Source organism: Constantimarinum furrinae, from assembly GCF_014295415.1.
GTDB lineage: Bacteria > Bacteroidota > Bacteroidia > Flavobacteriales > Flavobacteriaceae > Constantimarinum > Constantimarinum furrinae.
The window spans coordinates 166,822-185,735 of the sequence record NZ_CP052909.1; the positions used below are offsets into that span (position 1 = coordinate 166,822).

The window sequence follows — 18,914 nt, forward strand, 5'->3', positions numbered from 1 at the left end:
TTTTTTAGTATCTTCCCTCGTCAATCAAAGAAATCTTCCAACATTGCAATGAAGCATATTCAAATTGAATTTAAATGGGCTATTATCTTTTTGGTCGCCCTGTTAGCATGGACACTTTTGGAACGCACTCTGGGGTGGCATGATGAAGAGATCGCAAATCACTTTTGGCTTACCCTGCTTTTTATGCCTTTTGCTGTGTTAATGTACGTCCTGGAAATGCGGGAAAAAAGAAGACGCTATTACAATAAAAAAATTAGCTGGAAACAAGCCTTCTTTAGTGGTGCCTTGCTTAGTTTGTTTATCGCGCTGCTCTCGCCTGGAGCACAATATGTAATTCACAACTTTATCACTCCCGAATACTTTAAAAACGTGATCGACTATTCGGTGACCAACAAATTAATGACCATCAAGGCTGCAAATGAAACTTTTAATATAACCAGTTATATGTGGCAGGCTGCCTTTGGATCACTGTTTGGAGGCTTAGTAATTTCAGCGATTGCCGCTATTTTCATGAGAAGATCCTAAACTTTCAGAGTGAATTAGCGATTCTCTTCCGAAGTAAATTTCTTAAGAAAGGGTATCTGTATTAAGAACAATGACAGAAAAGCTATTCCGTAGAGAAAAGTATTCGACAATTGAATTTGAGGAAGATCAAACTGCAGTGAAGGCATCGCAAAATCGAATTGATCTGCATTAAATATATTCAAAGGTGAAAAATACAGCGTTCCTATGGCAAATACGAACAATGCCGCAACCACAACCCATGCCTGCTTAGAAAACAACGGTTTGTAAACGAAGGCGGGTTCTTTTTCCATAGCAATGCGCTGCATAACGTCATTTACAAAATTCACCGATGGTTGTTCACGTCCGGCCGTTTTTATAATGCGTTTAAGAGCCGCGTCGTCCTTATCAAATTGCTTTTCCATTAGAATCTGTTATTTCGGGCATAATAAAGTTCTTTAACAAAGTAAATAATTTTTTCCTGCTCCGGTATAGTTTTATTTTAATATTATCTTCGGAATACGCTGTAATTTGCGCAATTTCACGAACCGATTGTTCTTCAAAATAATACAATGTAATAATTGCCGCCTCCTCTTCGGGTAATGCCATAATACATTGTTGGATGGTTTCTGTGCGCTCTTTGGCTTCTAAATACCCAAGCGCATTTTCAATGTCTTCAAAATTACCTTCAGAAATTTCATCGATAAATTCTGAAGTGCGTTCTCTTTTGTTTTTCCTAAGCGCATCAAGAGCCTTTCGGTATGCAATACTGTACAACCAGGTGGAGAATTTTGCCTCTCCTCTATAGGTTTTCAATGACTGAAAGGCCTTTATAAAACTGTCTTGAGCCACTTCTTCGGCTACCTCTCTAACTTTCACCATTCGCAATACTGTCGTAAACACATAAGACTGATACCGCGCTACCAGCACCGAAAAGGCCCGGGTATCACCATCCAGCGTTTTTTGGATATAATGTTGGTCAGTGTTAGCGTTCATTTTGTAATAAGACGGATGTAGCTTCATCTTGGTTACACCTTTTCAGAAAAAAAATTTCAGAAAATTGTAACCGAAAAAAGAAAAGGTACGTCATAATTACAAACGAACACATATTTTAACTTTAAATCAATCAATTATGGGATCAGAAGTAGTAGTAATACCAATTATATTCGGAGTGCTTTTCGGAATTTATTATTTATACATTTCAGCCAGAAACCGAGAGCGTTTGGCCTTAATAGAAAAAGGCGCAGATGCCTCAATTTTTTACAGCCGTGAACGCAAGGTTACTTCCATATGGAAAGTGGTGGTCATTAATCTGGCGCTCTTATCTATGGGTATAGGCCTTGGAATTTTTGTGGCCGCATTAATGGTTCAATCGGGAATGGATGAAGATGTGGCGTACCCGGGAACTATTTTCTTTATGGCGGGGCTTGGGTTACTTTCGGGGTTCTTTCTTACTAAGAAGTTGAATAAAGACGCTTAAAGTTCGTCTGTATTTAGTTGAGGAGAGATCATTTTGAGGCTGTTGTCTTAAAATGGTCTTTTTTTTATTGGAATTTTACATTGCTGTAATTCGCAACTATAGTTAAGGTCTTTCCTGAATTCTTAGATCTGTTAAAACCGCTAACCAATACTCTTCCGTTATCTTTCGACTGATCTAGTTCCATAGTCTTGGGGTACAGCAGCGTAGATTTCTTTCCGTTGAAGTTAAAGTTATAAGCCGTTACCGGTTTACCGAAATGCAGATCGGCCGTATCGAGATTGATGGTGATGGTTTTAAAATCGTCGGTGATCTTTCCAATAAATATATCGCCATGCGATCCGTTTATGGTCGCCGAACCGCTTAGCACATTAATATTCACATCGCTGGAATTCGATTTCATATCGATACGTTGTACATTATTTATTCTACAGTCCTCTACATATTTAACCATTAAAGTTCCGTTTTTCCAGTCGTTTATGATCACCGGGGCATACGAAGCATTGATGAGGGTCTTCCCCCCATCAATACTGTTAGCTGTAAATGGTGAATAATTAAGTGTGGCCTTTATATTCATGGCGTCTGCCATTTTAAGTTCCCCGTGACGAACATTCACATCGGTTTTTGCCCCTTTTGGCATCCTGATGATGATCGTCTTATTGGCTTTTGTTTCAAATAATTTATTGTTATGACGGCTTCCCTGAATAATTATAGTTTTGTTCCCATTGGGATCTGTCATGACTTTCTTGCTGAAATTTCCATTACCATCCCCGTATTCCTTTTCCATTTTGGCAGCCCATTCTTCCATTTTCTTTCCATGGGTTTCTTCCCATTTTTCCATTCTCTTTTCAAAATTCTTTCCCCAGGCCTCCATCTTCTCCTGCCATTCCTTAGAAATGACTTCTCCATTCTCATCACTCCATTCCAGTGCAAACTTATTGCCCCACGCTTCCATCTTTTTTTCGAAATCCTTGCCGAGTTTTTTCTCCAGCTCTGCTTCAAATTTTTTCATATAGCCCTCTTCATCTTCTTCAAAGGCTTCATAGTCGAAGTGAAAATTCCCCATATCATTTAAAAGCCCTTCGGGTAGTTCGGGCATTTTAAAATGTGGCATTTTGGGTATTTCTCCAATATCGGGCATTACAAAAGAAAAATTATCCGGTCCTTGAAAATTTGGCATTCCCATCCAACTGTTACCCCCTTGAGAGGTGACAACCACTTTGTTACTGTTCCCCAGTACCTCAAATTTCCATTCTTTAAAGATCTCTTCCTTTTCCTTTTCTGAAAGCTTCTCTCCGTCTACAAAGGCTTCAACTTCTACCTTATTCTTGTTCCAGGTTTCAAAGATCACATTGGTGTGTGACGTATTAACTGAAACCACGACATCGCCCGAGACATTAAATGTTTCTGAATACTTCTTCTGTGAAAAAAGTACCGATGTACTTAGTAGTAACCCAATGGCTACAATGCTTTTAAATGATGTTATAGTCTTCATTGTTTTTGTTTTTAAGTTCGTTTAATTTGTTTTTCAGTTTGAACAGCAATTCCAAACGTATTTTCAAATTATCGATCAATGCATTGATGGTTTCTTCGGTAGGACCTACTGCACTTAGCTCTTTGTTTAATTCCTGATACTCTTTGTCCAGTTCACTGAGTTGTTTCATATAGCCATCAATAAGTTCTTTATTGTCTTTATTGATCTGTAATGAAGCCAGTTGCACATTTATCCCGGTCATATAATAGTCTTCAACTTTCTTAAGATCGGGAGAAAGGTCCCCCAGTGTTAACTTAGGGGCCTCCATGACATTTTCCTGTTCAGTAGTATCTGCGATGGTTTCGTTCGTTTTTTCTGAAAGCGAATTATACCCAACAAATGCAATAGCAACTGCAATCGCAAAAACCGCTGCAATCTTTAACCAGGGCAAAGACTTTGTCTTCCGTTCGTTAAAAGACCGTTTTAACTTGGTTTCAAACCTGGCTTCATGTCCATCAGACAACTTCTGTCCCGTCTGCGGATGCTCTTTTAGCATTTTTCTAATATCCCGTGCCATATTGTAAATGTTTTAATGTCTCTTTCAATTGTAATTTTCCTCTGTGTAAATTCGTTCTGGAAGCACTTTCAGATATACCCAGTATTTCAGATATTTCCTGATGATCATAGCCTTCCAGTAAAAATAGCTTTACTACGATCCTGTGATTATAGGGTAGCTGCTCAATTGCCGAATAAACTTCTTCCATAGTAGTCTGATCGGGAACATGCCAATCATCTTCCTTTTCGGCTATATGCACTACATTCTCATGTAGTGAAAGCAATTCTACTTTCTTCGATTTAATGACATCCAGACACATATTGATCACAATTCGCTTCAACCAGGATCCAAAGGTGACGTCCCCTTTAAACTGATCGATCTTCTTGAAAGCCTTTATAAATGCTTCTTGTAATGCGTCTTCTGCCGTCGCTGTGTCCTTTAAATACCTTTGGGCAACGATGAACATCCCGTCACAATACTGTCGGTATAAGGCCATTTGTGCCTTAGGATTGTTCTGTTTACATTGCTCAATAAGTAATGAATCGGACAAACTCGATGGTTTTTTGGTTGCTGTTCGGTTAAAAGACGACAAAAGATTTTGACTGTTGCAAATCTTAACGAAAAATTAGCTTAAAATCTTTATAAAGTCATTCTTAATTAAAGGGTTTTCTAGTACATTTGATAAAATAACCATTAGCATGAACAAGAAATACGCCGACTTCAACAAACTCAATCGTCTTTTGGTCGCAAGTTTTGAGGCCGAAAAACTGTATTATAATGCTGCTCAAGATGCCCAAACTACAGCCTTAAAACGATTTTTAAATTATATGGCAGTAGAGCGAAACAGAATGAGTCATGATATTTCCAATGAATTACACTCCAGAGATATTGAACCACTTAAGGAGGATGCTGACAAAGGAAATATTGATCGTACCTGGCATGAAATTAAGGAAGCATTAGAACATTTTGATGCTGAAGTAATTTTAAATCAATGTATTGCCAGAGATCGAAACAATATTAAGCGTTATACCGATCTCATTGAAGCAAAACAATTGCCTGAAGCTATTATTGCAATGCTTGAGAAGCAAAGAAAACAATTAGAATGGTATATAAAACAAGCCGAGCAACACAAGATCGATCCCTTTAAAAAGGAGACAGCTCCCAAAGCTGAGGATGAAAAAAAAACGTCGGACAAGAACAATGACGATAGAGACCATCGAGTCATTCCCTTAAGAGCAATGTAAAAAAAAAGCCCTGATACATCAGGGCTTTTTTTTATATAGAATATCTCGACCTATTCGTCAAGCAATAAATTTAAGGTAACTGTAATATTATCCCGGGTTGCCTTTGAAAATGGACAGATCTCATGGGCTTTATTGATAAGATCTTCACCGGTTTTTACATCTAATCCGGGAAGGTAGCAGTCTAAAGTAGCTTCCAAAAAAGCTCCATCCTCATCTTCACAAAAACCTATGGTGGCAGAAACCGTAAAATCATCAGATAGTTCTATTTTCTTTTTTGAAGCAATTACCTGTAATGCCCCTCCAAAACAAGCGGCATAAGCACATCCAAAAAGTTGTTCGGGGTTCGTTCCGGGACCTCCATCACCACCCATGGATTTAGGAACCGAGACATCCATGTCGATAGGTCCGTCTTCAGTTTTTACATGGCCTTTGCGTCCTCCCGATGCCACAGATGTAGCTTCATATAAAGTTTTCATTTTTTCAGTTTTTAAATTATAATAATTGAAGATACCATTGAAAATTGGCTTATAAAAGAAGAGATTCATAAAATTGTCATAAATTTCGACTGTGACTTCAAAGAAAAAAAATACCGGTGCCCTTTCAGAAAAAAAAGGGGTCATCCAACCCGATTCGCTTAATCAGAATGTAGCGAATAAGGTTAAGGCATCCAGAAAAAAAACACCCCAGCTATCTGAGATCATAAATGGGCTCACAGAAGGAAACAAGGCCTCTTTAAGCAGGGCAATTACCCTCATTGAAAGTACGGCCATACAGCATCAAAATAAAGCCAAACAACTTATCGAAGCCTGTCTCCCATTGGCAAATAAATCGGTGCGAATCGGTATTACCGGGGTCCCCGGAGTGGGCAAAAGTACTTTTATTGAACAATTTGGAAAGCTCCTGGTAGACCGAGGATCTAAAGTAGCCGTTTTAGCGGTTGATCCCAGTAGTTCCATTAGTAAAGGCAGTATTTTGGGCGACAAAACCCGGATGGAAGCGCTAGTGAATGAATCAAATGCATTTATACGACCTTCGGCAAGTGGAGACTCTTTGGGCGGAGTGGCCCGTAAAACCCGGGAAGCTATCATACTTTGTGAGGCGGCCGGATTCGATATCATCATCATTGAAACCGTAGGAGTGGGTCAGAGTGAAACTGCGGTGCACTCCATGACCGATTTCTTCTTACTTTTAAAACTGGCAGGTGCCGGGGACGAATTACAGGGAATTAAACGCGGGATCATTGAAATGGCAGATGCCATAGTGATCAACAAGGCAGATGGCGAGAATATAAAAGCCGCTAAGCTGGCCAAAACAGAATTCAACAGAGCACTTCACCTCTACCCTGCTAAAGAAAGCCAATGGACACCTAAAACCCTGCTAAGCAGTGCGTTAAAAAACGAAGGCATAAACGAAATCTGGGAACTTATAGAAGAATACATAAACAAGACCAAAGCCAACAATTACTTTTCGGAAAAGCGAAAGCAACAAAATAAATTCTGGCTTACCCAAACTATAGAAAATCGGTTAAAACATGATTTTTTCTCTCAGCCGGCCATAAAAAAAGAACTTGAAAATCAACTAAGGGCTTTGGATGCCAACGAGACCACACCCTTTGAAGCCGCCGAAACATTGTTAGCGATGTCCTCAAACCGAACTAATTAATGGCTTTCTTTAAACCACCTGATCTGTGCCTCCAATCCTTCTTTTAGGGAAGTTCCAGGATCGTAATTTAATAGCTTTCGCGCCTTATCAATATTAGCTTTAGTTCGTGACTGATCTCCGGCTCGGGGTGGTTTGGACTCGGTATTTATTTTTTTCTGAAGTAATTCTTCCACCGTTTCAATGCCTTGTGCCGTCGTACTTTCAGTTTCGGTGCCCAGGTTGAATATTTCTCCGTTACAAACCGCTTCCTTCCCAATCACACTTACAATACCGTCTACGATATCCTGAACATACGTAAAGCTGCGAAGATGCTCCAGACTCCCTTCAAACAACGGAAATGTCTTGTTATTTAAAGCAGAATCAATTAATCGGGTGTATAATTTATCGGGACGTTCTCTAGGGCCGTAAACCGAATACAGTCGCAACGACGTAGCCTTCAGCTTTTTCTCTCTGGTTTTAGCTAAAACGAGCTGCTCTGCCGCCAACTTGGTAACTCCATACCAGGAGGCAGGTTTTGGAGCTGTATCTTCTGTAGATGTAGCTTCCAAACCGTAAATAGAAGATGTGGCTATATTTACAAAAAACGGTGGCTTTTTACAATCCTCGGCAAACTGAAGCAGGCGTTGCGTTCCTAAAATGTTGTTGGTATAATATTCTTCAAAGGTGGATGTATTTGAAATTCCCGGATGTGCAGCGAAGTGGAAGATGTAATCGAATTCACAATCGAATGATCGCTCCAGAGCTTCCAGGCGAAGGTCGATCTTTCTTAGCTGTATTCCCTTTTCCCGAAGTGCTTCAGCATTTTTTTCCTTTAACGCAAGGTCGTAATAGGGTGAGAAATTATCCAGTCCTATCACATGGTGACCCATTTCTGAAAGTCTTTCCGACGTATGAGAACCAATAAATCCGGCAGCACCTGTTACGAGTATATTCATAAGGGGAATAAAGGGTTAAAATTTTTCTTGAGAATTACTGCGTCAAAGCGCAAAAGTAACACCTTTTTTATGGTTCTGTTTTAAAATACGCTCATTGTTGAAAAAAGAAATACTTTTGCACAAACGATTACGCAGTATTTATGTACGAGTTTACCATCATTGTCCCTGTATTTAACGAGGAAGAAAACCTGGAGCGTGTAGAGCAGGAACTACTAAAATATACCCGGATAGCCACCAAAAAAACCGCAGTTCTTTTTGTTAATGACGGCTCTACGGACGGGAGTCAGGAACTCATTGAAGCTATCTGCAATCGAAATGAGATGTTCAGTTTTATCAATTTTAAGGAAAACCGCGGACTCAGTGCTGCGATAAAAGCCGGATTTGACACTGTGGAAACTCCCTTAGTGGGATACATTGATTCCGATCTACAGACCGCCCCCGAAGATTTTAACCTGCTGCTGGAGCATATAACGCATCATGCCTTGGTTACCGGAGTGCGGGCTAACAGAAAAGACTCATTCGTAAAGAACATGTCGTCCCGTATCGCCAATGGAATTAGAAGGGCATTTACCCATGATGGTATGGACGATACCGGTTGTCCGTTAAAAGTTATTAAAACCGAATATGCCAAACGAATTCCTATGTTTAAGGGACTGCATCGGTTTCTTCCGGCTATGGTAATGCTGCAAAATGGAACAGTATTACAGGTACCCGTACAGCACTTTCCACGGATGGCCGGAACAGCAAAATTTGGATTGTGGAACCGGTTGTTGGGGCCATTAATGGATTGTTTCGCCTATTTGTGGATGAAAAAGAAGTACATTAATTATGAGATCAAAAGTAAAGGATGAGCAATTGGCTAATTTATGGAATTGGCTTTCTGGCTCAAATTCTTTTCTCCGGAAGACTACTGGTGCAATGGATCATTTCGGAAAAGGAAAAACGCATCATTACGCCTTCGCTGTTCTGGAAACTGAGTTTACTGGCTTCTTTTCTCTTGTTTGTTTACGGACATTTACGGGATGATTTTGCCATTATGCTGGGGCAATCGCTTACCTACTATATATACATACGAAATTTACAACTACAAGGCGAATGGCAGAAATCTCCTAAGATTTTGCGATGGTTCTTAATTGTTTTTCCAGTCTTTGTTGTGATCTATGCCTATAACAACGGAGAATACGATCTGGAGCAATTATTTCACAATGAGAATATTCCGCTTTGGCTGTTGGTGCTTGGGATTGTTTCACAGCTTATATTTACCCTACGGTTTGTATATCAGTGGATCTATTCTGAGAAGACTAAAAGTTCACAGCTCCCGGTCGGGTTCTGGGGCATGAGTGTGGTTGGGGCATCGTTGATCCTCGCCTATGCCATCTTTAGAAAGGATCCGGTTTTGTTTGTGGGACATATTGCCGGACTCATCATTTATGTGAGAAATATATTCATCTGGAAAAAAGAAAAAAATAACCATGTCTGAAAAAAGATACATCTGGATACTTGTTATCGCGATCCTGACGATCTTTTTTGTCAATCTCGATGCGATCTATGTGAATATCATGGAGGCCCGTAATTTTACCACAGCCCGGGAAATGTTACATGATGGTAACTGGTTGTTAACAACTCTAAACGGAGAACCCAGATATGAAAAGCCTCCCTTACCCACATGGCTTACTGCAATTTCTGCTGCCCTTTTTGGTATTAAGAATCTTATTGCTTTACGATTACCAGCGGCGATTATCACGCTGGTACTAATCCTTTTTTCGTATAAATTTTCGCTACGGCTTACCCAGAATAAAATGTGGGCGTTGGTGAGTTCGCTCATCATGGCGACTTCCTTTTATATCATTTTTGCCGGAAGAAACGGACAATGGGATATTTTTACCCATGGTTTTATGATGGGTTGTATCTATTTTCTCTATCGCTTCTTTACTGAAGAGCGAAACAAATACACTTTTTCGCTGGTTGCGGCTCTTTTCTTTGGCTGCTCCTTTATGAGTAAAGGTCCGGTGTCTTTTTATGCCTTGCTATTGCCTTTTCTTATTAGTTACGGGATCGTTTTTAAGTACAAGGGATTACGGTCCAGAACAATTCCGTTGATCGTGTTCTTGATTGTTGGCCTTATTTTGTCGGGGTGGTGGCATTGGTATACCTATACCTACGATCCTGTGGCCGTCGCCGAGATCACAGAAAAAGAAACCTCAAACTGGACAGGATACAATGTGCGTCCGTTCTATTATTACTGGAGTTTCTTTACCCAAAGTGGAGTCTGGACCATTCCTGCCTTCGTAGGATTGCTCTATCCTTATCTCAAAAACCGAGTATTCGACAAGAAAGCCTATTTGTTTACATTCTTATGGACGCTGATTTCGGTGGTGTTGTTGAGTATTATTCCTGAAAAGAAATCCCGTTATCTGCTTCCGGTCTTGATCCCGTTGGCGTTGAATACCGGGTTTTATATTGAATATCTGTTCCGATCTTTCGATTCGCTCAAAGATCCACGAGAATCCTTGCCGGTTTACTTTAATTTTGGATTAATTGGTTTTATCGCCTTAATATTCCCCGTGGCCGGGTACTTTTACCTGAACGAGCAATTAAGTGGGAACTGGATCTGGTTTTCACTTTTGAGTATATCATTACTCCTAATTGGCTTTTTTATGTTTAGAAATCTGTTTCGGAAACATATTAGACCTGTTTTTTTCTTAACCATCGCATTTATAATCGCCGTTATGTGCTTCGGAATGCCCCTTGCAAAAACGCTTACCGTGAACAACGGTTATAAATCGCTTGCCGAATTGAACAGCTGGCAGGCCGAAGAAAATGTCACGGTTTATGAATTTACCTACTTCACACCTGAATTGATATGGGCTTACGGGAAACCATTAGAAGTACTCTCGAAGGGAGGTAACATTAAAATCCCTGAAGAGGAAAAATTTGGGGTATTGGTTGCAGCCGAAGATCTACCATTGTTTGAAGAAACATTTTCCGAATTTAACCGAAAAAAGGTAGTCCGGTATGATATGAATGCTAAGGGAGAAAAAGATGCTTCGCATAAAACGCGATTATATCGTGATCTCTATCTCGTGACGAAATCCTCTGAATAACCTTCAGACGTCGTGTTAGGGATACACCTGTATGTATAGCGAAGGAGGACACACCCAATAAAGAGAACAAAGAACTATTTTACAAGCTTGCGTCGCACCAGCGCCTGCAGTTTATAGAAAAGGAAACCGATACCACTACCGAAACACATTCCAACGATAAGGTCTAACGGATAATGAACGCCAAGATAGAGCCGACTATAGGCTGTCATTACAGCCCAAAGGAGCAGAAGAAACGGCAAGTAATAGTACTTATGGCGCAATAGGAGGCCTAGGAATACCGCAGCCGCCATAGAACTGGCCGCGTGTGCCGAAAAAAATCCAAATCGGCCACAACCCTTTGCGACGAATCGCATTGAATCCTGAAGACTTTCTACACGACACGGTCTGGGTCGTTCGAGTCCGTATTTGAATAAATTTGCCAATTGATCGGTGGTGGTGATCATTAATGCGACAGTAACAAGGATCACAAGGGTTGCTTTTAAACCGAATTCCTTGTAGATAAGGACAAGTAAAATAAAATAAATGGGGATGGAAGACCATTTTTCGGTGACGATGAGCCAGAAACCGTCCCAGGAATCTGTTCCCAGATTATTGAGAAAAAGAAAGAGTTGTGTATCGTATTTAAGTAATTCCTCAATCATTTTCGTAGCGCGCTACTTCCCGGTCATAGAATTGAGTGGCCTCCCGGATGTAATTTTCGGCTTCAGTTTCCAATTCTTTCTGGTCGTGATTGTCAAATTCTTCGAGCCATTCCACCTCATCGGTTGCCAGGTCGATGATAAAACGAGGAAAGTCGGTATGGATCACAAAGATCGCATCGGGATGATCGGTATTATCTCCAAGAAGGTACTTTGGAATATTCATGAAATAAATTTTATGCTAAAATACGAGGAAAATCAGAAAGTAGCACCATTAGCTCTCATCGGCCTCGGAGAGGGCAATTTGTCTTTTGGACAAATAATTAAATCGCACAGATAGAAGTACTGCTGAAACCGTTAATCCCGCGAGCAGACCTATCCAAATCCCGGAGCTGCCGTAATCGCCGTACATACTCAAATAAAAGGAAATAGGGAACCCTATCAGCCAGTACGCAATAAAAGTGATAAGTGTAGGGATCTTTACATCCTGCATCCCTCGCAATACGCCCAGGGCAACTACCTGAATAGCATCACTAATCTGAAACACAGCTGCGATAAGCATGAGTTTTGCTGCTATCGAAACCACCTGAAAGTTATCGGTAAAATTGGCGGTATCGTCATAATCAAGGTACAATTTTGGCAAACTGGTATTAAAGATCATAAAGAAGATCGCAAAAACCACAGCGAACAAGGTCGTTACCAGAAAAATCGAGAATGCAATTCGTCGCAACTCCTTAAATCGTTTTAGACCCTTTTGATTACCTACTCGAATCATGGCGGCTACACTAAAGCCCATGGCAACCATAAAGGTCATGGAGGATAGATTTAAAGCGATCTGATTTGCCGCTTGTGGGTTTTTACCAAGGATCCCCGAGAGCCAGATGGCGGCAGTAAAAATGGCAACTTCAAAAAACATCTGTAGGGCCGAAGGGAATCCCAGGTTCAGGATCTTCTTCAGCATATTCTTAGTAAGATCGAATATCCTGATGTGAAGTACATATTCTCTCGATTTGTGATGCTGTGACAGCATATACCACAGATATCCCACCATGATAAGCCGGGAAGCGAGGGTACCAATAGCGGCACCAACGAGACCAAGTTGCGGAAAACCAAACTTACCGAAAATGAACACATAATTTAGCATTACGTTAACCACGTTCGCAGCAATTGTCGCATACATGGGGTATTTTGTTAACGACAAGCCATCACTAAATTGCTTAAACGCCTGAAAAATAATAAGAGGAATTAAAGAGATCGCCACCAGATTCAAGTACGGCATCGCCAGATCTACCACTTCAGGAGGCTGTTTCATATAGTACATTAGCGGTTTGGCGATAAATACCATAAGGAACAATGCAATACTCAACACGGTACACAGGAATAACCCGTGCTTGAATGCCGATTTCCCTTTCCTGAAATTTCCTTCGCTGTCTGCTTCGGCGACCAATGGTGTGATTGCGGTTGAAAAACCGATACCTAGAGACATGGCGATAAACATAAAACTGTTCCCGAGTGAAACTGCGGCCAATTCGGCAGTTCCCAGCTGCCCTACCATGATATTATCCACCAATGCAACCAGCGTATGGCCGAGCATACCCAAGATAACCGGCGTCGCCAGTGAGATATTATACTTAAACTCCTTTGTGTAGTCTGATAGGGTCAAGGGCGCAATTATAAAGTGCAAAGGTAGTAAACCATATTGGTTCAAAATTTTATAACTTTCCGTAAAATTTTAAAGTATGCAATCCAAGGCGAAAACACCCGAAGAATATATTAATGAGCTTCCTGAAGACCGTAAGGAAGTTATTTCCAAATTGCGAAAAACAATATTGGATAACCTGCCCGATGGGTTTCAGGAAACCATGGGATACGGAATGATAGGCTATGTGGTTCCGCATTCAATTTATCCCGATGGTTACCATTGCGATCCCACCACGCCCTTGCCGTTTATAAGTCTGGCGTCACAAAAGAATCATATTGGTTTCTATCATATGGGAATTTACAGTGATCCGGAATTATTGAAATGGTTTACCGACGAATATCCGAAGTATGTTTCTAATAAACTGGATATGGGTAAAAGCTGTATTCGCTTTAAGAATATGAATAAAATCCCTTATGAATTGCTGGGTGAACTTGCTTCAAAAATGACACCGGAAGACTGGGTAAAGAAATACGAAAGCGTAATTAAAAATTAGTGGATGATCCGTTTATTTTCGACGGTTATCACCGAACCTTCTGCTAACATTACCGATGTAGGTTCCATTGTATTTAAAAATGCAAAGTCCCTACCGTAAATCGTTTTAAAATTGAAATCGACAGAGTATTCCTTAACCGGGTAAATTTCCCATTTAGGATGTGTTACTTCGTATTCCACGGTTTTGGTTTTACCAATTCTACTATAGCCCCAATAATGTTCGGTTATAAATTCTTCTTCTGAATTCGGAATAATTTTTTCTGAAGTTTTTTCTGAAAGCAGGTCAATGGTATGCCATATATCCCGGTTTTTGACGCCGTATGAAGTGCGAAGGCCGTCCTTCTGAAGCATCCAGAGGTGATTCATCTTTCTCGTTTCATAGTGCTCCTTATAAAATGTATTTGCGATAAAAGTAATGGCGCGTTTTGGAACGATCTCTTTAATAAACACCACCCCTCTTTTGGTATTGTGTCCGGTTTTGTACGTTACATAGAATCGCAGGTTTACTTCTTCAAAATCTGTGTGGAACGGAAACTTAACCCCCAGAACACGGGTATTTTTAAAAAGAAATCCCACTAAGCTAATGTAGCATTTGGAATTCCAGAGATCGAGTTCGGTTTTATAGGGCAGATAAGGTAAAAGCACCGAGGGATCGACCACGTAATTTGCTATGGCCAATCTCCTCCATTCTGCTTTTAAAAAACTCACATTTTAATTTTTGATATCACTTACTTCGTTTACAACCCCGTATTTATCAATAAGGTAAATTAGACTTGCCATGGTAGCGCCACCCAATTCCAGTTCGCGTTTGTTTACGGCATCGAAGGTATCACTTTCGGCATGATGGTAATCGAAATACCGCTGACTGTCGGGTCTGAGCCCCGCCAAAACCGGCGCATTGCCTTTGAGGGGACCAATATCTGCTCCGCTGCCGCCCTTTTCAAAATAGTGAATAAGGTAAGGTTTAAACAAGGGTTTCCAACTTAGGATTTGTTCAAAATTGGCATCGTCTGTATCGAAAGAGAAACCACGGGGTGTGAATCCGCCCGCGTCACTTTCGAGGGCGAAAATGTGTTGTTCATTTTTAAGGCGGGCATTCTCAGCATATTTATTTCCACCTCTCAATCCGTTCTCTTCATTCATAAACAACACCACTCTTATACTGTGTTCCGGTTTATATTTTATCTGTTTAAACAATCGAAGGACCTCCATGGATTGCACACAGCCGGCACCATCGTCATGCGATCCGTCGCCCAGATCCCAGGAATCGAGGTGTCCACCCACCACTATGTATTTATTAGGATATTTTGAGCCCGTGATCTCTCCTACCACATTATAGGACTGTACGTCGGGATATACTTTACAATTCTGTTTAAAGTAAAATTTAAGATCGGGTTTTATCTTTAATGCGCTGCTTAGATATTCGGCACCATTGGTACTAATTGCACAGGCAGGGATTCGTTTGTCTGCCGGGAGATCTCCATAGGACATGGTTCCGGTATGTGGAAAATCGTCTAATCTCAGGGTCATAGAACGGACGATCACCCCTACGGCACCGTATTGTGCAGCTTCCAAAGCTCCGGAATAGCGCTGATCCACACAACCGCCATAGGCTTCAAAGGTATGAATAAGATCGGCACGCATGGGTCTGTTATAGAATACGATCTTCCCTTCAATTTGCGCTCTTCCGTATCGGGCAAGGTCTTCAATCCCCTGTACTTCGATCACTTCAGCTTTTAGTCCCAGATCGTTAGTAGCCACAGATCCGCCCAGAGCGCAAATATTGGCTACAGTAGAAGTTCCCGGTGCTGTTTCGATATAGGCGTATTCCTTGAAACCTCGTGTCCATTTGGGCACCATGACCGGTTGAAGCCAGACCTTGTCCAAACCAAGTTTGTTGAGTTCGGCCTCCGTATATTTTACAGCCTGCTCTGCTTGTATGGATCCCGAAAGTCGTCCGCCAATCTCGTTGGAGAGATAATCCAGCCATTCATAACTTTTGCCGTTGAGCAAAGCCATATCGTAGATGCTTCGGATAGTAAGGGAATCCTGGGTATTTACCTTTTGGGAATATGTTTCAGAAAAAAATAAAGAAATAAAAAACAGGGCTAAGAGTTGCTTCATAATGAAAAATTAAAAAGTGCTTCTGTTTATTCAGAAGAAAACACAATAGTTATTCAGATTGTAAACGTTCTTTATATTCAGAAATTTTAGCTTTTATCTCAGGATCCAGTTCGGGCTCTTTAATATCGTCATATTTTTTTAATTCTTCAAGAAGAATATGAGCCACGATCAATCGGGCTGCAGGCTTATCGTCTGAAGGAATAGCGTACCACGGTGCATGGGGTTTGGAAGTACGGTTGATGGCGTCTTCATAACAGTGCATATATGTATCCCAGAGTTCACGCTCATCAAGATCTCCCGGAGAAAATTTCCAATTCTTGTTGGGTTTGTTGAGGCGACGAATAAGGCGATTCTTTTGTTCTTCTTTGGAGAGGTTAAGGAAGAATTTAAATATGATGGTTCCGTTTTGTGCAATGGTCTTTTCAAAATTGTTGATCTGTTCGAAACGCTTATCCCAGAACCTTTCATTAATGTCTTCAGTACTGTGTACTTCGGGCAGATTCTCTCCTAAAATGTATCCCGGATGAACGCGTGTCACTAACACATTTTCGTAGTGGGTCCGATTAAACACACCAAATTTACCTCTGGCGGGCAATGCGATGTAATGTCTCCAGATATAGTCGTGTTTCCGTTCCAATTCGGTAGGAACCTTAAAACTGTGCACGACCACCCCGCGGGCATTAAAGTCCTTAAAGACTTCACGAATTAGGCTGTCTTTACCGGCAGTATCCATGCCTTGTAAACATACGAGTACGGCGTATTTTCCATGGGCGTATAGGGTATCCTGAAGTTTCCCTAGTTGCTTTCGTGTATCCTCCAGAGCATTTTCCAGTTGCTTTTTATCAGCATTGAGATCCACGTTGGTTTTAGCTTCTGAAAGCTTGAGATGATTTTCAACTTTATAGTCTGAAATTCGAATTTCCTTCATAATATTTTATTTTGAGGCAAACAGCTTAACATCCTGTTCGCTCACTTCGCTTCCTCCGAGTATTATAAGACGTTCAACTACATTGCGCAATTCCCGTATGTTTCCGGTCCAGTCGTATTCCTGTAACAATTTAATCGCCTTGGCAGAAAAGCCTTTTTTTGCGGTACCGTGCTCTTCGGCAATTTTCTGGGAAAAATAATCGATAAGCAAAGGAATATCCTGCCGGCGTTCGTTTAAGGGAGGGACTTTAATAAGGATCACAGCCAGACGGTGATACAGGTCTTCTCTGAAATTACCTTCTTCAATTTCCTTTTTCAGGTCTTTGTTGGTCGCGGTAACCACCCTTACATCAACTTTAATGTCCTTATCACTTCCTACCCGCTGTACTTTATTTTCTTGAAGGGCTCTTAATACTTTTGCCTGTGCCGAAAGGCTCATATCACCCACCTCATCGAGGAAAATAGTTCCGCCGTTTGCAGCTTCAAATTTACCGGCTCTATCTTTATTGGCAGATGTAAAGGCACCTTTTACATGACCAAAAAGTTCACTCTCAATAAGTTCTCCCGGAATTGCAGCACAATTCACTTCGATCATCGGTCCTTTAGAGCGTTCACTTTTTTGGTGCAACCAATGTGCAACAAGTTCCTTACCTGTACCATTCGGACCTGTAATAAGCACCCGGGCTTCTGTAGGTGCGACCTTTTCGATCATATCTTTGATCTGCACGATCCCTTCGGATTCGCCGATCATCTCATAGTTCTTACTAACTTTTTTCTTCAGTCGTGTGTTTTCAACCACCAGCTCTTTTCGATCCAGTGCGATCCTAACCGTATTGAGGAGCCGGTTCAAATCAGGAGGTTTGGAAATATAATCGAAGGCTCCCAAACGCATCGTATTAACTGCGGTATCGAGATCGCCATGACCAGAAATCATGACAATAGGAGTTTCCGGCTTTAGCTTTTTTAAAGCCTCCAGAACTTCCACTCCGTCCATTTTAGGCATTTTTATATCACAAAGTACCAGATCGAAATCATCTTTTTTGATAAGATCTATCCCTGCCAGACCATCTTCGGCCTCAGAGACTTCATAGGTATCACTTTCTTCGCTGAGTATTTTAACTAGTACGCGTCTAATCGCGGCTTCATCTTCAATGATCAGTATTTTTGGCATCCTTAGAATTTAAATTTTAGACCTGTACGAAGGTAAAACGAATTTGCGTCATCGATAATATAGGCTGTTTCCCTGTTATTATCTCTTAGTCTGAACTCGTTGTATATGGTGTGAGCCCCGTACACGTACAGTAATAAATGTTCGGTAAAGTAATGTTCGTATCCAATTCCGGTAAGGACATTGGTCATAGAAATATTTTCAGCCACTACCGGGTTTCCTTGTATAACTATATTATCCTGAATGTTTCCGAAGAAATTATCTAGCGTCACAAACGCCTGAAAAGCATCTTTTTTACTGGTGTTGATGTAATGACGAATATTGGTTTTAGGGACTCCGAGTGTATAGGTCCACTGCGGATGAAATTCACGGTAATAGTTGATCAACGGCAAGGGGTAACTGCGTCCCGGTGTGGTTGAATAATTTAGTCCGATGATCCAGCGATACGGTTTTTCCTCTTTGTCATTTTTCTTATCGAGAATCGCATAAGCAGCAGCGAGATAGATAATGTCGTCGCTCATGATCTTATGTTCCAGATTCGAAGCTATTCGTATCCCCCCTTTAAATCCAAGGCGCCAGTCTTCGTTTAGTTTGAAGGTGTAACCCAGATACGCTTCCATATTCTGAATCGATTTAACAACATTCGGATCGAATGGAACCGGTTCTCCAATATTGATTTGGTGATTGCGGTATTCGAGCCCAATGACAAGAAATTGTCCCGAACCTACCTGAAGCGGAATAGGTGCCTGCACCAATGCCCTGTAACGATCTATTGAATTGTTAGAATTCGAAAAAGGGATGTGTAAATATTCGATCCTCGCAAGGTCTGTAGTCTGCGAAACCGCAGTTCCGAACAACAAACCAAAACATACCATACTTAATAAACGCAATTTCATCATTATTTTCTCCC

23 protein-coding genes are annotated in these 18,914 nt (G+C 40.9%); 8 read left to right on the top strand and 15 right to left on the bottom strand.

Annotated elements, in window-relative coordinates; translation table 11 throughout:
* Positions 1–48 precede the first annotated feature (48 nt).
* On the top strand, positions 49–525 hold the full coding sequence (locus tag ALE3EI_RS00765) for a DUF4199 domain-containing protein (protein ID WP_186989858.1): 477 nt from the start codon (positions 49–51) through the stop codon (positions 523–525).
* 14 nt (positions 526–539) lie between these two features.
* Here ALE3EI_RS00765 and ALE3EI_RS00770 read toward each other — a convergent pair whose 3' ends face one another.
* Positions 540–926, bottom strand: a complete 387-nt coding sequence (locus ALE3EI_RS00770; RefSeq protein ID WP_186989860.1) for a hypothetical protein — start codon at positions 924–926, stop codon at positions 540–542.
* Positions 910–1,497 carry an RNA polymerase sigma factor gene (locus ALE3EI_RS00775; RefSeq protein ID WP_186989862.1) on the bottom strand — a complete coding sequence of 196 codons (588 nt, stop codon included), beginning with the start codon at positions 1,495–1,497 and terminating at the stop codon, positions 910–912. The genes ALE3EI_RS00770 and ALE3EI_RS00775 overlap by 17 nt, the downstream gene beginning before the upstream one ends.
* A 136-nt stretch (positions 1,498–1,633) precedes the next feature.
* Here ALE3EI_RS00775 and ALE3EI_RS00780 point away from each other — a divergent pair, with 136 nt between their 5' ends.
* The gene (locus ALE3EI_RS00780; protein ID WP_186989864.1) at positions 1,634–1,981 is read left to right on the top strand and encodes a DUF6249 domain-containing protein; all 348 of its coding nucleotides are present in this window, start codon (positions 1,634–1,636) and stop codon (positions 1,979–1,981) included.
* Between the two features lie 64 nt (positions 1,982–2,045).
* Here the strand turns inward: ALE3EI_RS00780 and ALE3EI_RS00785 are convergent, their stop codons facing one another.
* Genes ALE3EI_RS00785 through ALE3EI_RS00795 form a run of 3 tightly spaced genes read right to left on the bottom strand, consistent with a single transcriptional unit; the run spans position 2,046 to position 4,558 of the window.
* Positions 2,046–3,473, bottom strand: coding sequence for a DUF4097 family beta strand repeat-containing protein (locus tag ALE3EI_RS00785; RefSeq protein ID WP_186989866.1), 1,428 nt, complete (start codon positions 3,471–3,473; stop codon positions 2,046–2,048).
* Positions 3,451–4,029 (bottom strand): hypothetical protein, encoded by a 579-nt coding sequence (locus ALE3EI_RS00790; protein WP_186989868.1) that lies wholly within the window; start codon positions 4,027–4,029, stop codon positions 3,451–3,453. Before ALE3EI_RS00790 ends, ALE3EI_RS00785 begins: the two co-directional genes overlap by 23 nt.
* Positions 4,013–4,558, bottom strand: a complete 546-nt coding sequence (locus ALE3EI_RS00795) for an RNA polymerase sigma factor (protein ID WP_186989869.1) — start codon at positions 4,556–4,558, stop codon at positions 4,013–4,015. The genes ALE3EI_RS00790 and ALE3EI_RS00795 overlap by 17 nt, the downstream gene beginning before the upstream one ends.
* Before the next feature lie 148 nt (positions 4,559–4,706).
* Between ALE3EI_RS00795 and ALE3EI_RS00800 the strand changes: the two genes are divergently transcribed.
* On the top strand, positions 4,707–5,252 hold the full coding sequence (locus ALE3EI_RS00800; RefSeq protein WP_186989872.1) for a PA2169 family four-helix-bundle protein: 546 nt from the start codon (positions 4,707–4,709) through the stop codon (positions 5,250–5,252).
* A 50-nt stretch (positions 5,253–5,302) separates the two neighbouring features.
* Here the strand turns inward: ALE3EI_RS00800 and ALE3EI_RS00805 are convergent, their stop codons facing one another.
* The gene (locus ALE3EI_RS00805) at positions 5,303–5,728 is read right to left on the bottom strand and encodes an organic hydroperoxide resistance protein (RefSeq protein WP_186989874.1); all 426 of its coding nucleotides are present in this window, start codon (positions 5,726–5,728) and stop codon (positions 5,303–5,305) included.
* 91 nt (positions 5,729–5,819) lie between these two features.
* Between ALE3EI_RS00805 and meaB the strand changes: the two genes are divergently transcribed.
* Complete coding sequence (meaB, locus tag ALE3EI_RS00810; RefSeq protein ID WP_186989876.1) at positions 5,820–6,914, top strand: methylmalonyl Co-A mutase-associated GTPase MeaB; 1,095 nt, start codon at positions 5,820–5,822, stop codon at positions 6,912–6,914.
* Here the strand turns inward: meaB and ALE3EI_RS00815 are convergent.
* A complete protein-coding gene (locus tag ALE3EI_RS00815) occupies positions 6,911–7,849 on the bottom strand; it encodes an NAD-dependent epimerase/dehydratase family protein (protein ID WP_186989878.1) in 939 nt (312 codons plus the stop codon). The genes meaB and ALE3EI_RS00815 overlap by 4 nt on opposite strands.
* A 140-nt stretch (positions 7,850–7,989) precedes the next feature.
* Here ALE3EI_RS00815 and ALE3EI_RS00820 point away from each other — a divergent pair, with 140 nt between their 5' ends.
* From ALE3EI_RS00820 to ALE3EI_RS00830, 3 genes are read left to right on the top strand one after another with little or no spacing between them, the layout of a single operon-like run.
* Positions 7,990–8,700, top strand: a complete 711-nt coding sequence (locus ALE3EI_RS00820; protein WP_186989880.1) for a glycosyltransferase family 2 protein — start codon at positions 7,990–7,992, stop codon at positions 8,698–8,700.
* Complete coding sequence (locus ALE3EI_RS00825; RefSeq protein ID WP_186989882.1) at positions 8,697–9,329, top strand: lipid-A-disaccharide synthase N-terminal domain-containing protein; 633 nt, start codon at positions 8,697–8,699, stop codon at positions 9,327–9,329. Before ALE3EI_RS00820 ends, ALE3EI_RS00825 begins: the two co-directional genes overlap by 4 nt.
* On the top strand, positions 9,322–10,953 hold the full coding sequence (locus ALE3EI_RS00830) for an ArnT family glycosyltransferase (protein WP_233279982.1): 1,632 nt from the start codon (positions 9,322–9,324) through the stop codon (positions 10,951–10,953). Before ALE3EI_RS00825 ends, ALE3EI_RS00830 begins: the two co-directional genes overlap by 8 nt.
* Before the next feature lie 74 nt (positions 10,954–11,027).
* Here the strand turns inward: ALE3EI_RS00830 and ALE3EI_RS00835 are convergent, their stop codons facing one another.
* The 3 genes from ALE3EI_RS00835 to ALE3EI_RS00845 are packed head-to-tail and all read right to left on the bottom strand — an operon-like array spanning position 11,028 to position 13,254.
* A complete protein-coding gene (locus ALE3EI_RS00835) occupies positions 11,028–11,594 on the bottom strand; it encodes a phosphatase PAP2 family protein (RefSeq protein ID WP_186989884.1) in 567 nt (188 codons plus the stop codon).
* Positions 11,587–11,817 carry a hypothetical protein gene (locus tag ALE3EI_RS00840; RefSeq protein ID WP_186989886.1) on the bottom strand — a complete coding sequence of 77 codons (231 nt, stop codon included), beginning with the start codon at positions 11,815–11,817 and terminating at the stop codon, positions 11,587–11,589. Before ALE3EI_RS00840 ends, ALE3EI_RS00835 begins: the two co-directional genes overlap by 8 nt.
* 48 nt (positions 11,818–11,865) lie before the next feature.
* A complete protein-coding gene (locus tag ALE3EI_RS00845) occupies positions 11,866–13,254 on the bottom strand; it encodes an MATE family efflux transporter (RefSeq protein WP_186989887.1) in 1,389 nt (462 codons plus the stop codon).
* Positions 13,255–13,330: 76 nt separating this feature from the next.
* Here ALE3EI_RS00845 and ALE3EI_RS00850 point away from each other — a divergent pair, with 76 nt between their 5' ends.
* Positions 13,331–13,786 (top strand): DUF1801 domain-containing protein, encoded by a 456-nt coding sequence (locus ALE3EI_RS00850; RefSeq protein WP_186989889.1) that lies wholly within the window; start codon positions 13,331–13,333, stop codon positions 13,784–13,786.
* Here ALE3EI_RS00850 and ALE3EI_RS00855 read toward each other — a convergent pair.
* The 5 genes from ALE3EI_RS00855 to ALE3EI_RS00875 are packed head-to-tail and all read right to left on the bottom strand — an operon-like array spanning position 13,783 to position 18,903.
* Entirely contained in the window at positions 13,783–14,493 is a 711-nt protein-coding gene (locus ALE3EI_RS00855) for a YqjF family protein (protein ID WP_186989891.1), read from the bottom strand. The genes ALE3EI_RS00850 and ALE3EI_RS00855 overlap by 4 nt on opposite strands.
* Positions 14,494–14,496: 3 nt before the next feature.
* Positions 14,497–15,909, bottom strand: coding sequence for a M28 family peptidase (locus tag ALE3EI_RS00860; protein WP_186989893.1), 1,413 nt, complete (start codon positions 15,907–15,909; stop codon positions 14,497–14,499).
* 49 nt (positions 15,910–15,958) lie between these two features.
* Entirely contained in the window at positions 15,959–16,837 is an 879-nt protein-coding gene (locus tag ALE3EI_RS00865) for a PPK2 family polyphosphate kinase (RefSeq protein WP_186989895.1), read from the bottom strand.
* Positions 16,838–16,843: 6 nt separating this feature from the next.
* Entirely contained in the window at positions 16,844–18,007 is a 1,164-nt protein-coding gene (locus tag ALE3EI_RS00870; protein ID WP_186989897.1) for a sigma-54-dependent transcriptional regulator, read from the bottom strand.
* A 2-nt stretch (positions 18,008–18,009) separates the two neighbouring features.
* Positions 18,010–18,903: a DUF6268 family outer membrane beta-barrel protein gene (locus ALE3EI_RS00875; protein WP_186989899.1), complete on the bottom strand. Its 894-nt coding sequence runs from the start codon at positions 18,901–18,903 to the stop codon at positions 18,010–18,012.
* Positions 18,904–18,914: the final 11 nt, after the last annotated feature.

What these genes read in the sequence shown, in the direction of transcription:
- ALE3EI_RS00860 (WP_186989893.1), bottom strand. Translation starts at nt 15,909, where the DNA reads ATGAAGCAACTCTTAGCCCTGTTTTTTATTTCTTTATTTTTTTCTGAA.
- ALE3EI_RS00865 (WP_186989895.1), bottom strand. Translation starts at nt 16,837, where the DNA reads ATGAAGGAAATTCGAATTTCAGACTATAAAGTTGAAAATCATCTCAAG.
- ALE3EI_RS00835 (WP_186989884.1), bottom strand. Translation starts at nt 11,594, where the DNA reads ATGATTGAGGAATTACTTAAATACGATACACAACTCTTTCTTTTTCTC.
- ALE3EI_RS00790 (WP_186989868.1), bottom strand. Translation starts at nt 4,029, where the DNA reads ATGGCACGGGATATTAGAAAAATGCTAAAAGAGCATCCGCAGACGGGA.
- ALE3EI_RS00805 (WP_186989874.1), bottom strand. Translation starts at nt 5,728, where the DNA reads ATGAAAACTTTATATGAAGCTACATCTGTGGCATCGGGAGGACGCAAA.
- ALE3EI_RS00875 (WP_186989899.1), bottom strand. Translation starts at nt 18,903, where the DNA reads ATGATGAAATTGCGTTTATTAAGTATGGTATGTTTTGGTTTGTTGTTC.
- ALE3EI_RS00840 (WP_186989886.1), bottom strand. Translation starts at nt 11,817, where the DNA reads ATGAATATTCCAAAGTACCTTCTTGGAGATAATACCGATCATCCCGAT.
- ALE3EI_RS00765 (WP_186989858.1), top strand. Translation starts at nt 49, where the DNA reads ATGAAGCATATTCAAATTGAATTTAAATGGGCTATTATCTTTTTGGTC.
- ALE3EI_RS00815 (WP_186989878.1), bottom strand. Translation starts at nt 7,849, where the DNA reads ATGAATATACTCGTAACAGGTGCTGCCGGATTTATTGGTTCTCATACG.
- ALE3EI_RS00770 (WP_186989860.1), bottom strand. Translation starts at nt 926, where the DNA reads ATGGAAAAGCAATTTGATAAGGACGACGCGGCTCTTAAACGCATTATA.
- ALE3EI_RS00780 (WP_186989864.1), top strand. Translation starts at nt 1,634, where the DNA reads ATGGGATCAGAAGTAGTAGTAATACCAATTATATTCGGAGTGCTTTTC.
- ALE3EI_RS00870 (WP_186989897.1), bottom strand. Translation starts at nt 18,007, where the DNA reads ATGCCAAAAATACTGATCATTGAAGATGAAGCCGCGATTAGACGCGTA.
- ALE3EI_RS00800 (WP_186989872.1), top strand. Translation starts at nt 4,707, where the DNA reads ATGAACAAGAAATACGCCGACTTCAACAAACTCAATCGTCTTTTGGTC.
- ALE3EI_RS00850 (WP_186989889.1), top strand. Translation starts at nt 13,331, where the DNA reads ATGCAATCCAAGGCGAAAACACCCGAAGAATATATTAATGAGCTTCCT.
- ALE3EI_RS00830 (WP_233279982.1), top strand. Translation starts at nt 9,322, where the DNA reads ATGTCTGAAAAAAGATACATCTGGATACTTGTTATCGCGATCCTGACG.
- ALE3EI_RS00820 (WP_186989880.1), top strand. Translation starts at nt 7,990, where the DNA reads ATGTACGAGTTTACCATCATTGTCCCTGTATTTAACGAGGAAGAAAAC.
- ALE3EI_RS00825 (WP_186989882.1), top strand. Translation starts at nt 8,697, where the DNA reads ATGAGCAATTGGCTAATTTATGGAATTGGCTTTCTGGCTCAAATTCTT.
- ALE3EI_RS00785 (WP_186989866.1), bottom strand. Translation starts at nt 3,473, where the DNA reads ATGAAGACTATAACATCATTTAAAAGCATTGTAGCCATTGGGTTACTA.
- ALE3EI_RS00775 (WP_186989862.1), bottom strand. Translation starts at nt 1,497, where the DNA reads ATGAACGCTAACACTGACCAACATTATATCCAAAAAACGCTGGATGGT.